Origin of the sequence: Pseudomonas sp. ERMR1:02 (assembly GCF_002277815.1) — a bacterium.
In the GTDB taxonomy this organism is placed as follows: domain Bacteria; phylum Pseudomonadota; class Gammaproteobacteria; order Pseudomonadales; family Pseudomonadaceae; genus Aquipseudomonas.
The window spans coordinates 70,558-83,122 of record NZ_NKJI01000010.1 but is presented as its reverse complement, the minus strand read 5'-3'; the positions used below and the strand labels follow the sequence as shown (position 1 = coordinate 83,122).

The following is a 12,565-nucleotide window of genomic DNA, read 5'->3' as shown; positions in this document are numbered from 1 at the left end:
CTTTTCGATGCTATCGATGGCATTCAATACCACCCGTTCGATCATCATTGAGCGTGGTGCCGCCACCCGTCTTGCCACGCAGGTACTCAACCTGGGAGCCCGTTCCGTACTGCTGGTGACCGATGCGGGTGTCATTGCGGCCGGGCTGCTTGATCCAGTGCTGCGCGGTTTTGCCATGGCGGGCATCCCGGTCCGGGTATTTGGCGAAGTACAGGCCGACCCGCCGGAGTCGGTGATCCTCGCTGCGGTGGAGGCGGGTAGGGACTGTAACGCGGACTGCGTGGTGGGCTTTGGCGGCGGCAGTTCGCTGGATGCCGCCAAGCTGACTGCGCTGCTGGTGCGCGGCGGCGAAGTACTGGCGCAGATCTACGGCATCAACCAGAGCAAGGAGGCACGCCTGCCACTGATCCTGGTACCGACCACCGCCGGTACCGGGTCCGAGGTGACCGCGGTCTCGGTGGTCACCACCGGTGCCGGTGAGAAGAACGTGGTGATCTCGCCCACGCTGCTACCTGATTTTGCGGTGCTGGACGCCGAACTGACGCTGGGCTTGCCCGCTCACATCACTGCGGCGACCGGAATCGATTCCATGGTCCATGCGGTGGAGGCGTTTACCAGCCGCAACCTGAAAAATCCTGTCTCCGACTGCCTGGCGCGTGAGGCGCTGCGCCTGCTCTGCGGCAACCTCCATCAGGCCTGTCACGACGGCGCCAATCTGGTCGCTCGAGAAAACATGCTGTTGGGTGCCTGCCTGGCCGGCATGGCTTTCGCCAACTCGCCGGTGGCGGCGGTGCACGCACTGGCCTATCCCATCGGCGCGCGTTTCCATGTACCGCACGGAGTGTCCAACGCGTTGGTGCTCGGTCCGGTGATGCGCTTCAATCTGGAGCAGGCGGCACCGCTCTACGCGCAGTTGGCCGAGATCGTGCTGCCGAAGGTGACTGGGAGCGAACACGAGAGGGCACGCGCCCTGGCCGATCATCTGGGCGCACTGGCCGGTGAGCTGAAGTTGCCGACCCGTTTGCGCGACGTGGGTATCGGTGAAGCCGATATCGAAACACTGGCCGAGGATGCGATGAAGCAGCAGCGCCTGCTCGGTAACAACCCGCGCGTGATGAGACTGGACGATGTACGGGCTATTTATCGGGAGGTGCTATGAGCAACAAGACCTACCGTCCGCGCCGCGAAGACTTTCCGCGCTTTTATACCCTGGGTACGCGCTGGGGTGACCATGATTCCTATGGCCATGTGCAGAACATCGTCTACTACTCGTTCTTCGATTCGGCGATCAGTCATTTTCTGGTGGAGCAGGGCACGCTGGACATCGAAAGCAGCCCGGTCATCGGCCTGATCGTCGAGTCGAGCTGCACCTTCGTCTCGCCCATTACCTTTCCCGACCGGGTGACGGTGGGCTTGCGCATCGCCCATCTGGGCAACAGCAGTGCGCGATACGAGCTGGGCATTTTCCGCAATGACCAGTCCGAGGCGTCTGCGCTGGGCTATGTCGTCTATGTGTATGTGGATCGCGCCAGCAACATTCCTGTCGCCATTCCGCAGGCAGTGCGCGAGCAGTTGCGCACCCTGACCGACTGAATGCAACACGCCTGGCGGGCCGATCCCCCTCGACTGGAGGGGGTGAGCCTTTGTCGATGTGGATGACCATCGTGTCCTCTTGCGACAAGGAGTTTCCCGTGAACAAGAACAATCTGAAACGCATCGTCCTGGTTGCACTGTTGGCGATGCTGTCCCATGCCCAACTGTCCATTGCCGATGTGCTGACCCCGTCCGAGGCTCGCGTCATCGCCAGGCAAGCCTATATTTATGGCTTTCCCCTGGTGGACAACTATCGCGTCCAGTACACCTACTTCCAGGACAGGCAGCATCCGGAATTCAAGGCACCCTGGAACACCCTGCACAACACTGCCCGCATCTACACCCCTGACGACAAAGCCTATCCGACGCCCAACGCCGACACGCCGTACTCACAGTTGGGTGCAGACCTGCGCAACGAGCCATTGGTACTGACGCTGCCGAAAGTGGCGGCGGGGCGTTACTACTCGGCGCAGTTTGTCGATGCTTATACATTCAACTTTGGCTACGTCGGCAGCCGAGCGACTGGTAATGGCGGGGGCACTTTCCTGCTCGCCGGGCCCGATTGGAAAGGCACAGTCCCGCCGGGCATCGACCGTGTGTTCCGCTCCGAAACCCGCTTCGCCTTCGTCTTTTATCGCACTCAGCTTCAGGGCCCTGACGACCTCGAAAACGTCAAACGAATACAGGCCGGCTACAAGGTCCAACCGCTTTCCGTATTCCTTGGGCAACCGGCACCCGACTCGGCGCCACCAGTGGATTTCCCGGTGCCACTCAGCGCGCAAGCAGAGCGCAGCAGTCTGGCGTTCTTCAACCAGTTGAATTTCGTCCTCGGTTTCTGCCCGATACATCCGTCTGAAAACGAGCTGATGAAGGAGTTTGCAAAACTGGGCATCGGTGCCGGACAGACCTTCGATGAGCACCAATGGCCAGATGAAATTCGCGAGGCGATCAAGGCCGGAATCGCCGACGCCTGGAAGGATTTCGACGCACTCGGACAACAGGTCGCCCGAGGGGAAATCTCTACCTCGCGCTTCCTCGGCAGCCGCGAATATCTGAACAACAACTACCTGTACCGCATGCGCGCCACCGTCACGGGCCTCTACGGTAACGATCGGGAAGAGACCCTTTATCCGCCGTTCTATCTCGATGCCGGCGGACAGAAACTGGACGCTTCGCTTCATCGCTATACCTTGCGCTTCGCACCGGGGCAGTTGCCTCCGGTCAACGCGTTCTGGTCGTTGACCCTGTACGACGCCCAGCGCTTGCTGGTGGCCAATCCGTTGAACCGATACCTGATCAATTCGCCGATGCTGGCCAACCTCAAGCGCGATGCCGATGGTGGCATCACGTTGTATATCCAGCATCAACAGCCGGGCAGGGAACAACAAGCCAACTGGCTGCCTGCGCCCGACGGTCCGTTCTACATCGCTGGCCGCCTCTACTGGCCGAAACCCGAAGCCCTTGACGGTCGCTGGCAAGCGCCGAAGGTACAGCGCATCGATTGACTGCTTCCTCGCGAATACCACGACAGGATCTAGACCATGCACATGTTAAAAGCACCATTACTGGCACTCATCCTCATCGCGCCGCTGTGCTTGGCAACCGCGGCTCAGAAAATGCCCACGCTGGTGACGGCGGACAATTTCGTCCGCGCCGAATCCGACAAATTCTTCACCAGGGTCGTTGCGCGGGGTGGCTTCGGCAAGTTCGTGCACAACCGCGAACTGGTACCCGTCGACAGCCAGGTGGTCATCCGTCCGAACCGTGACACGCTGTATTCATCGGCAGTATTTGACTTGGACGCGGGACCAGTTACCGTCACGCTTCCCGATGCCGGCCAGCGATATTTCTCGCTGATTGCCATCAGCGAAGATCAATACGCCCAGCCATTGATGTACAAGCCCGGCCAATACCACTTCACCCGCGAGTCGATCGGAACACGCTATGTCCTGTTGGGTGTACGCACGCTGGTAGACCCGGCTTCGGCCGACGATATGCAGCGCGCTCAAGCACTTCAGGACCAGATCAAAGTGGATCAGACAAATGGCCCAGGGCGTTTCGATACTCCGCAATGGGACCAGGCAAGCCTTGATGCGATACGCAGTTCATTGCTGTCACTGGCTGCAACGGTACCGGATTCGCGGGGGATGTTCGGCAAACCCGCCGACGTCGACCCCGTACGCCATTTCATCGGCAGTGCGTCTGCCTGGGGCGGAAACCCCGCTCAGGATGCTTATTACCTCAATGTGACGCCGACACGAAATGATGGCTCCACCCGTTACGGCTTGACAGTTAAAGACGTGCCGGTCGACGGATTCTGGTCCATCAGCGTGTACAACGCGGCCGGCTACTTCGAGCGCAATCCGCAGAATATCTACACCCTTAATAATCTGACCGCAAAACGCGAAAGCGATGGCAGCATTGCCATACAGTTCGGTGGTTGCGATGAAGGAGTCGCCAACTGCTTGCCGGTTGCTGCGGGGTGGAACTACATGGTGCGACTGTATAAACCGCATGCGAATGTGCTGGATGGCAGCTGGCATTTTCCTGAGGCGACGCCTGCCGATTGACGCGTGTTTCGGACCAATCATCCCAAGCCTGTCGGGTATCAATAAGCACAGATCTGCTGACGCTGTTTTTATGCGATACCTGATCACCGGTTCGCACTACAGCGATCGACCCCTGCGTTCAGGAGAAGTGCGTGAGTAGGGGAGAGCGTTCATGCGATGACCTGCGCAGCTTCGTTGCGGCTAACGCCGGTGCGCGCAAACAGGCAACTCAACCCTTGCCACCAACCCGCCACCCCTGCGATTACGCAAGGTCAGCTCTCCACCCTGTTCGCGAATGATTGCGCGGGCGGCCGAGAGACCGAGGCCGACCCCGCCGGTGTCACGGTTGCGTGATGTCTCGAGACGCAAGAATGGATCGAATACCCGTTGCAGGGCTTCTTCAGGAATACCCGGTCCCTCGTCACTGACTTCGATGCAGATCGAATGGTCGTCGCGGCTCAGCGCGGTGCATGGGCGCTGCCCGTATTTCACCGCGTTTTCCAGTAGGTTGACGATCACCCGCTTGATGCCCAGCGGTCGGCCGTCGTACACAAGGTGCGCCGGGCCGGTGAAATCGATAGCGATATTCTGGTCGCGGTAGTCATCGATGATGGTTTGCAGCAATTCCGACAGATCGAACGCAGTGGACTGCTCCAGGTGCGTGTCTTCACGGAAAAACGCCAGGGCGGCGTTGATCATCGATTGCATTTCTTCGATGTCGCGAATCAGCTTGCGCTGATGATCCAGGTCTTCCATGAACTCGCTGCGCAGGCGCATCCGGGTCAGGGGCGCGCGCAAGTCATGGGAGATGGAGGCGAGCATGTGCGTGCGCTCACCGATGAAATGCTGGATCTGTGCCTGCATAGTATTGAAAGCGATGATTGCCTGACGGATTTCGTGGGGCCTTCGATGTCGATGGGCGGGGCGCTCAGATCGCCGCCAAAGCGCCTGGCGGCATTGGCAAAGCGCTGCAACGGATTGGCCAGTTGACGCGTGGCCAGCCAGGCGACCAGCAAGGTGGCGACCAGGCCCAGGGCAATAATCACGGCAATCCGAACGTTAAGGTTCAGGCCCCAGCTGCGTTCCGGCGGCGTGAACGACAACCAGCTGTCATCGGCCAGACGCACAAGAGCGACATAGTGGGCATCAGGGTTGCCCTGCGCCCAGTCATCGGGGTTGAACACTTCGATCTGTCGGTCATCGCCGAGCAATTGCCGCAGCGCCGGTACCTTTGCGGCCTCAAAACGTGCGCCTAAGCCTGGCAGATTGAAGTCGATTCGATGCGCTTTCCACGATACATCGAGGGTCGGGCTGCTGGCCGCACTTGTCAACTGCGGGCGCAAGGTAGCGGGGGCCGCCTCGATCACTCGCGTAGTGGCGGCGATTTGCTCCAGCAGGCCGGTACGCTCGATCGGCGGACGGGCCCAGATGCCCGCCACCTGGACGAACAGGGCATTGAGCATCAGCGAGGCGAGCATGGCCGCGACGATCGTCAAGGCAATCCGGCGCCTGAGGGTGTCGCGACGCAAGATCCGGCAAATCATGAACGGCTGACCTTGGCGGTGAACATATAGCCTCCGTTACGTACGGTGCGGATCAGGTCCGGGCGCTTGCTGTCCGGTTCGATCTTGCGGCGCAGTCGACTGACCTGCACATCGATGCTGCGATCATAGGCGTCGTGCCCCTGGCCGTGGGTCAGATCGATCAGTTGTTCACGCGTGAGGATGCGCTGGGGGTGCTCGAGCAAGACCAGCAACAAGTCGAACTCGCCACCGGACATCGGGATCATCACGCCTTCGGGCGAGCGTAGTTCGCGGCAGGTGATATCCAGGTGCCAACCGGCGAAGGCGATGATCGGCCGTGAGGGCTCGCCGCCGCGAGAGGGCACTTCACCGGTCCGACGTTGCAAGGCGCGCACGCGGGCCAGCAGCTCCTGAGGGGCGAAGGGCTTGGTCAGGTAGTCGTCCGCACCCAGCTCCAGACCGACAATTCGATCACTCAATTCGGCCATGGCCGTGAGCATGATGATCGGGATATTCATCTGCGCCCGTACCTTCTGGCACAGGCTCAGGCCGCCTTCACCGGGGAGCATCAGGTCGAGGATGATCGTATCCGGTCGCGCCTGCGCGATGGCCGCCCACATGGCCTCGCCATGGGCGGCCACCTCGACCTCGTAGGCATGCTGAACGAAGAACTTCTTCAGCAGGGACAGAATTTCCACGTCGTCATCGACGATCAGCAGTCTGCTCACGATTGCAGGATCCATGAACCTAAAAGAAGGCATCTAAAACCATTTCGAAGTCCGGGTCATTTATTTCAATCCTGCAACATTCCTTCTGTGCGGACATCAGCCTGACATCGTCGGGCAAAAACCTCGGGCACTCTGCGCTCATTCAATCCAAGGGGGCTCACATGAAGGACATGAACAGCGGATTTACCACCGAGAGGCATGGCGCCGTGCGCCCACTGATCCTGACCCAGCGCACTGCAAATCCGGGCCCGGATACGCCGATCCTGTTCCAGGAAACCTGCCTGGGGCTGGCAGACGATCAGAGCCAGCTGGTATTGCGCCGCTACTTCGAGCGTTTCAGCCCGGCCGAAGCGCATTGGGTGGAATACATTCACTCGATTCCCACCGCCGAACTCGTCCACTGGATCATGACCCATGGCCAGTTACGCATCGAGTGTTCCAACAACACCCCGCACAGCCACGTCTACGCCTGAAAACGGATCGCGCCATCGCGCAGAAAAAGGAAACACATTGATGAATAGCAATCGCTCACTGGCGCTGTTGTTTGCAGCCACCTTAAGCCTGTCGGCATGCAGCAGTAAAAAACCTGCCGAGCTGCATACGGGGTTTCTGTCCGATTACAGCGTGCTTAAGGAAGGGCAGACGCCGTCGGGTCAGAAGGTGTTGAGTTGGGTCAGCCCGGCGTTGGCGAGTGGCCGTTACACAACAGTTTACCTGGCGCCGAGCCAGTTTTATCCGAGGCCTCAGCCTACGCAAAGGATTCCACAAAGTACCCTGTCGGGCGTGACCCGATACTACGATGCAGCTCTCCGACAGGAGCTGGGCAAAGTGGTGTCGCTGGTGCCCAAACCCGGCCCGAACACGCTGATTGTCAGGCCAGCTATCACTCAGGTCGCGGCCAGTACCCAGGGCCTGCGATTTTATGAATGGCTGCCCGTCACGTTGGTCGCGGCTGGCGTGAGCACTGCCACCGGCATTCGCGATCGGGACAGTGAAATCGCCACTGAAGTGTCGTTCCAGGACGGCGCGACCGGGGCTGTCGTTGCGGAGGTTGTGCGCAAGGGCACGGGAGTGCCGCTGGAAAACGACAAGCAAGTAATGACGCCCGAGGACGTCAAGGGTGTGCTCGATGGATGGGCCACGGACTTTAGTCAATCGTATGTTGCTGTTCGCAAAGCCGCGTTGCGCTAGTGGATAGCGCGAGCCAGACGCTGGAACTGTGATGAACGGCGGCCGCCAGGATTCAGAACAGTGGTCTGGCATTAAAAGGCGGATCTTCGAACCGAAGTTGCGGCAGGGACGTCAGCAACTCCATAGCTTTGGCGCACGCCAAGTGTTTCCGGGTTCTGTACGTATAATCCCGAAAATTACTTTAAGAGTTCAGTTTAAATTGCGTTGCAAAGCTGGTTAGGTTTTTTGTTCTGATAAACCATATTTTTACTCGTTTTCCGAAATCGTCGGGTGCCGCAACATCATGGTCTTGTCTCATAACAATCATGGAGTAGAGCGTGCACGACTTTAGCTACTGGCAGCAGCGGGCTGCTAAACAGAATTTTGCCGACAAGGCCTGGATTGACGGTCGCTGGGTCGCAGCTCAATCCGGGGCGAGCTTCAATTCTATAAACCCCGCGACGAATAAGCTTCTTGCGCAGATAACTGCTTGCGGTGATGTAGAGGTTGACTTGGCTGTCAGGGCAGCGCGCCGTTCTTTCAACCAAGGGCCATGGGTTCGTATGGCTCCAGCTGAACGCAAAAAAGTCCTGATGCGATTGGCCGACTTGTTGCTGGCCCATCGCGAGGAGCTCGCGCTGCTCGAATCACTCAACATGGGCAAGCCGGTTATGGACGCATACAACATTGACGTGCCTGGCGCGGCAAACGTATTCGCATGGTACGGTGAGGCGGTAGACAAGATATATGACCAAGTCGCGCCAACCGCGCGGTCTGCCTTGGCTACCGTAACCAGGGAAGCACTCGGAGTGGTCGCTGCTGTCGTCCCATGGAACTTCCCTCTGGACATGGCTGCCTGGAAGCTGGCGCCTGCTTTGGCGGCGGGGAACAGTGTGGTTCTCAAGCCTGCCGAGCAATCGCCGGCTACCGCCCTGAAGTTGGCTGAGTTGGCTCAAGAAGCGGGCATTCCTGACGGCGTCTTCAACGTAGTTCCAGGCTTGGGGGAGGGCGCTGGTCGGGCATTGGGTCTGCACCCGGACGTGGACTGTCTGGTGTTTACCGGCTCCACTCAGGTTGGCAAATATTTCATGCAATATTCAGCGCAGTCGAACCTCAAGCAGGTGTGGCTAGAGTGTGGTGGAAAAAGCCCAAGCCTGGTATTTGAGGATTGCCAAGACCTTGACCTGGCCGCCGAAAAGGCTGCCTTCGGCATCTTCTTCAATCAGGGTGAGGTCTGCTCTGCGAACTCCCGCCTCTACGTACAACGCTCGATTCAAGACGAGTTCATGGAGCTGCTGATCGCCAAGGCAAGCCAGTGGATGCCAGGAGATCCCTAAATCCGGCAAGTCGTGCCGGAGCCATTGTAGATACTCAGCAAGCGGATCGAATCACCTCGGCAATCGAGCAGGCATCAGTAGATGGGGCCCGGCTTGTGTGTGGGGGCAATCGGCTCACCTTCAATGGTTCAAACAATTTCATCGAGCCAACCATTTTTGCTGATGTTCAACAAGGCATGGCGCTGAGTAGAGACGAGGTCTTCGGGCCGGTATTGGCTGTCACGGCATTTGACACTGAGGAGCAGGCTCTTTCGATGGCAAATGACAGCATCTATGGGCTGGCCGCGTCTGTCTGGAGTGATGATCTCAATCGAGCTCACCGTGTAGCTCGTGCTCTTAACGTGGGTACTGTGTCAGTAAACACAGTAGATGCGCTTGACGTCAGCGTGCCTTTTGGTGGCGGTAACAGTCGGGTTTTGGTCGGGACTTGTCTCTTCACTCTTTCGACAAATATACCCAGCTAAAAACAACCTGGTTCCAGCTGCGTTGATCCGTAAGCGTCTGACGATCACTGCATTCCACCAACAGGGCGCAGATCGTACCCTGTTGTGGACCGCCACCCTATGGCGCGAGAAGGGCTATAGGCTGCCTTCGACATCTTCCAGACTGAAGGTCTCGGTATGGTCGTCATAGGAGAAAATTTCAGCGTATCGTCCCCAAGTGATCACGCTCTCCAATGTTTTCTCCACAAACGCCTCAGTGAGCGAATCTTCCAGTTCTTGTTCAAAGCGCACCCGTGGCGCCCGGTGCCCGTTCGCTCCTGCAATACCTGCCGAATGCGTGCGGCCAGTGGCACGTGCTTGACCAGGTGCTCGGCAAAGATGGCTTTGCGCTCCTGGGTGCCGTACTCGGCGAATAACTTGCCGGCCTCAGTCAGGGTGATGTCGGCGCCCTTGAGTTCAGCGAACCCCAGGTATTCCAACATCTCTGCTATCGGGAACAGGTCGTCCACTTCCAATAAGCGCCGTTCTGCAACGTCTGGCAGGCCCGCATACCCGTTATAGGGTTCGGCAGCGAGGGTTTCGATCAGGCCGGCCAAGAGGTTGGTGGAGACTTCCGGCAGCGGACTGCCCATCTTCAGCTCGGCTTTGCCGGCGCTGGCGTCAGCACTGCGCCGATCGGTCATCAACGCATAAATGTCATCGACCATTTGGCGAAAGGTCGGGTCCAGCCGGTTGCGTGGATGGGCGAATGGCACCTTGATTTGCGCTACGACTCGCCCGGGGTTTGACGACAAAACCAGAATGCGGTCGCACATCAAAACAGCTTCTTCGATGTTGTGCGTCACGATCAGGATGGATTTGATTGGCAGCTGCTCGCCGCTCCACAAATCCAGCAAGTCGGTTCGCAGGGTTTCAGCGGTTAATACATCCAGAGCCGAGAAGGGCTCGTCCATCAGCAACAACGTAGGGTTAACCACCAAGGCGCGGGCAAAGCCCACGCGTTGACGCATCCCGCCCGACAGCTCACGGGGATAGGCGTTTTCGAATCCATCGAGGCCGATCAGGTCAATCGCGGCCAGCGCGCGCTTGCGTGCTGCTTTGCGTTCTACCTGTAACGCCTGAAGGCCCGCTTCTACGTTTTCGAGTACGGTCAGCCAAGGGAACAGCGCAAAGGTCTGAAAGACCATGGCCACGCCTTCGGCCGGCCCCGTCAGCATTGCGCCGTTGTATTTGACCTCGCCCGACGAAGGTTGTATCAGGCCGGCAATGATGCGCAGCAACGTTGATTTTCCCGATCCGGAGCGACCCAGCATGCCCACAATCTCGCCTTCGCATAGCGTCAGGTCAACATCGCTGAGCACCTGCAACTCATCCTTGCCCTTGCCAAACGCCCGGCTCACGTTATTGAGCGAGTAGATTTCGGGTGATGCATTTGTGTGTTCGGTATAGGTATTCATGAAATCGAATCCCGTTAATTCAGACGGAGTTTGTTTTCAGCAATGGCGTACATCGGCCGCCATACCGAGCGATTGAAGGCCACGACAAAGAGCGACATCACCACCACACCCAGCGTGATTTTCGGGAAGTCACCCGCCGCCGTGTTCTGGGCGATATAGGCCCCAAACCGTGAGCGACGACCTTGTCTTGTCCCCATGAAACAAATTCGGAAACGATGCTGGCATTCCACGCTCCGCCAGAGGCTGTGATCGCCCCTGTCACGTAATACGGGAAGATGCCGGGCAGCATGATCTTGCGCCACCAAAGCCAGCCGCGAATGCGGAAGTTGGCGGCAGCTTCCCTGAAATCGTTCGGGAACGCGCTGGCGCCGGCAATCACGTTGAACAGGATGTACCACTGAGTACCGAGCACGATCAGTGGCTCAGCCAGACATCCGGGTTCAGCTGGTAACGCAGAATTACGATAACAAACACCGGAAACAGCAAGTTCGCAGGAAAGGCAGCCAGGAACTGGGCCAGCGGCTGGATTTTTTCCGCCAGGTGCGGCCGCAAACCGATCAACACGCCAAGCGGCACCCAAATTAGCGAGGCAACCACGATCAAGACCACTACCCGTGTCAGGGTAATCAACCCCAAGCCAAGCACATGCCCGACTTCAGCGAGCGTCACCTCGCTGCCCACGTAGCGGGCGATGTGGTACAGCGCGTACAGGGTCAGCGCTGCAATCACCGTTCCCCACACCCAGTCAATCACCCGTGAAGTGGCGGGGTTCGATTGCATGGCCGTGAGTTTTGAGCGTGGCAGGCTGAAGCGTCTGTTGCCGATTCGGCCGATGGTTCGGGTAATGGGCCGTAGGATGCGCTGGATCATCCGTGTGCGCTGGATCAGCTTCAGCAACCATGACTCCGGTGCGCCTGCCTGAGAAGCGGTGTTTTCCATTCGGAACTTGTCGGCCCAGGCCACCAGTGGCCGGAACAGGAATTGGTCATAAATCAGGATGACCGCGATCATCGCCAGTATCACGTATCCCACCGCATGCAGGTCTTGCTGCTGGATGGCTATTGCCAGGTAAGAACCTACACCAGGCAGCATGACGGTCTTGTCACCGACCGTGATGGCTTCGGAAGCCACCACGAAGAACCAGCCGCCCGACATGCTCATCATCATGTTCCAGACCAGTCCCGGAATGGCGAACGGTACGTCCAGCTTCCAGAACTTTTGCCAGCCGGACAGCTGAAGGTTGCTGGACACTTCTTCCAGGTCGCGAGGCAGCATGCGCAGTGACTGGTAGAAACTGAACGTCATGTTCCAGGCCTGACTGGTGAAGATGGCAAAAATGGCCGCGAATTCTGCGCCGAGCACTCGCCCTGGAAACAGCAGCAGGAAGAACGTCACGGTGAACGAGATATAGCCCAGCACGGGCACCGATTGCAGGATGTCCAGCACTGGCACCAGCAGTTTCTCTGCCCGTCGGCTTTTGGCCGCCAGCGTTCCGTAAAGCAGGGTGAATACCAGGGACGCCGCCATCGCCGCAAGCATGCGCAGGGTGGTGCGCATCGCATATTCGGGCAGATTGGCCGGGTCGAGCGAGATGACTTCACTCTGCAAGGTGGACATAGGCGCCCAGGTTTCCCGTGCGCCTATCGAGAAAAACAGCAAAAAGCCGATCACCAGTGGCAGGGCGATCAAGTCCCAGCGGTTAGGCAGCAACCGCAGCGTCGTGGCCGGGATGTAATGACGGAATACCTTGTTCATGTTCAGTGAT

7 protein-coding genes and 4 pseudogenes are annotated in these 12,565 nt (G+C 58.6%); 7 read left to right on the top strand and 4 right to left on the bottom strand.

What is annotated here, in order from left to right:
- Nucleotides 1-7: 7 nt before the first annotated feature.
- From CES87_RS18680 to CES87_RS18665, 4 genes are all read left to right on the top strand, one after another.
- Nucleotides 8-1,159, top strand: a complete 1,152-nt coding sequence (locus CES87_RS18680; RefSeq protein WP_128607274.1) for an iron-containing alcohol dehydrogenase — start codon at nucleotides 8-10, stop codon at nucleotides 1,157-1,159.
- Nucleotides 1,156-1,593: a thioesterase family protein gene (locus CES87_RS18675; RefSeq protein WP_128607273.1), complete on the top strand. Its 438-nt coding sequence runs from the start codon at nucleotides 1,156-1,158 to the stop codon at nucleotides 1,591-1,593. Before CES87_RS18680 ends, CES87_RS18675 begins: the two co-directional genes overlap by 4 nt.
- A 98-nt stretch (nucleotides 1,594-1,691) precedes the next feature.
- The gene (locus tag CES87_RS18670) at nucleotides 1,692-3,098 is read left to right on the top strand and encodes a DUF1254 domain-containing protein (protein ID WP_128607272.1); all 1,407 of its coding nucleotides are present in this window, start codon (nucleotides 1,692-1,694) and stop codon (nucleotides 3,096-3,098) included.
- A gap of 36 nt (nucleotides 3,099-3,134) precedes the next feature.
- Nucleotides 3,135-4,163 carry a DUF1254 domain-containing protein gene (locus CES87_RS18665; protein WP_128607271.1) on the top strand — a complete coding sequence of 343 codons (1,029 nt, stop codon included), beginning with the start codon at nucleotides 3,135-3,137 and terminating at the stop codon, nucleotides 4,161-4,163.
- 180 nt (nucleotides 4,164-4,343) lie between these two features.
- Here the strand turns inward: CES87_RS18665 and CES87_RS18660 are convergent.
- Both CES87_RS18660 and CES87_RS18655 read right to left on the bottom strand, forming a co-directional pair.
- Nucleotides 4,344-5,686 (bottom strand): annotated as a pseudogene (locus CES87_RS18660) (ATP-binding protein).
- Nucleotides 5,683-6,408: a response regulator gene (locus CES87_RS18655; RefSeq protein WP_128607270.1), complete on the bottom strand. Its 726-nt coding sequence runs from the start codon at nucleotides 6,406-6,408 to the stop codon at nucleotides 5,683-5,685. The pseudogene CES87_RS18660 and the gene CES87_RS18655 overlap by 4 nt, the downstream one beginning before the upstream one ends.
- 146 nt (nucleotides 6,409-6,554) lie before the next feature.
- Between CES87_RS18655 and CES87_RS18650 the strand changes: the two genes are divergently transcribed.
- From CES87_RS18650 to CES87_RS18640, 3 genes and pseudogenes are all read left to right on the top strand, one after another.
- Entirely contained in the window at nucleotides 6,555-6,866 is a 312-nt protein-coding gene (locus CES87_RS18650; RefSeq protein WP_128607269.1) for a hypothetical protein, read from the top strand.
- 40 nt (nucleotides 6,867-6,906) lie between these two features.
- On the top strand, nucleotides 6,907-7,584 hold the full coding sequence (locus tag CES87_RS18645; protein ID WP_128607268.1) for a DUF3313 domain-containing protein: 678 nt from the start codon (nucleotides 6,907-6,909) through the stop codon (nucleotides 7,582-7,584).
- A 317-nt stretch (nucleotides 7,585-7,901) separates the two neighbouring features.
- A pseudogene (locus CES87_RS18640) lies at nucleotides 7,902-9,390 on the top strand (aldehyde dehydrogenase).
- An 88-nt stretch (nucleotides 9,391-9,478) separates the two neighbouring features.
- On the opposite strand, the pseudogene CES87_RS18635 reads toward CES87_RS18640, so the two are convergent.
- Both CES87_RS18635 and CES87_RS18630 read right to left on the bottom strand, forming a co-directional pair.
- Nucleotides 9,479-10,800: pseudogene (locus CES87_RS18635) on the bottom strand (AAA-associated domain-containing protein).
- Between the two features lie 14 nt (nucleotides 10,801-10,814).
- Nucleotides 10,815-12,555 (bottom strand): annotated as a pseudogene (locus tag CES87_RS18630) (ABC transporter permease).
- Nucleotides 12,556-12,565: the final 10 nt, after the last annotated feature.

Excerpts from the sequence above, each read along its gene's own strand:
- CES87_RS18680 (WP_128607274.1), top strand. The coding sequence starts at position 8 with ATGCTATCGATGGCATTCAATACCACCCGTTCGATCATCATTGAGCGT.
- CES87_RS18675 (WP_128607273.1), top strand. The coding sequence starts at position 1,156 with ATGAGCAACAAGACCTACCGTCCGCGCCGCGAAGACTTTCCGCGCTTT.
- CES87_RS18665 (WP_128607271.1), top strand. The coding sequence starts at position 3,135 with ATGCACATGTTAAAAGCACCATTACTGGCACTCATCCTCATCGCGCCG.
- CES87_RS18655 (WP_128607270.1), bottom strand. The coding sequence starts at position 6,408 with ATGGATCCTGCAATCGTGAGCAGACTGCTGATCGTCGATGACGACGTG.
- CES87_RS18650 (WP_128607269.1), top strand. The coding sequence starts at position 6,555 with ATGAAGGACATGAACAGCGGATTTACCACCGAGAGGCATGGCGCCGTG.
- CES87_RS18645 (WP_128607268.1), top strand. The coding sequence starts at position 6,907 with ATGAATAGCAATCGCTCACTGGCGCTGTTGTTTGCAGCCACCTTAAGC.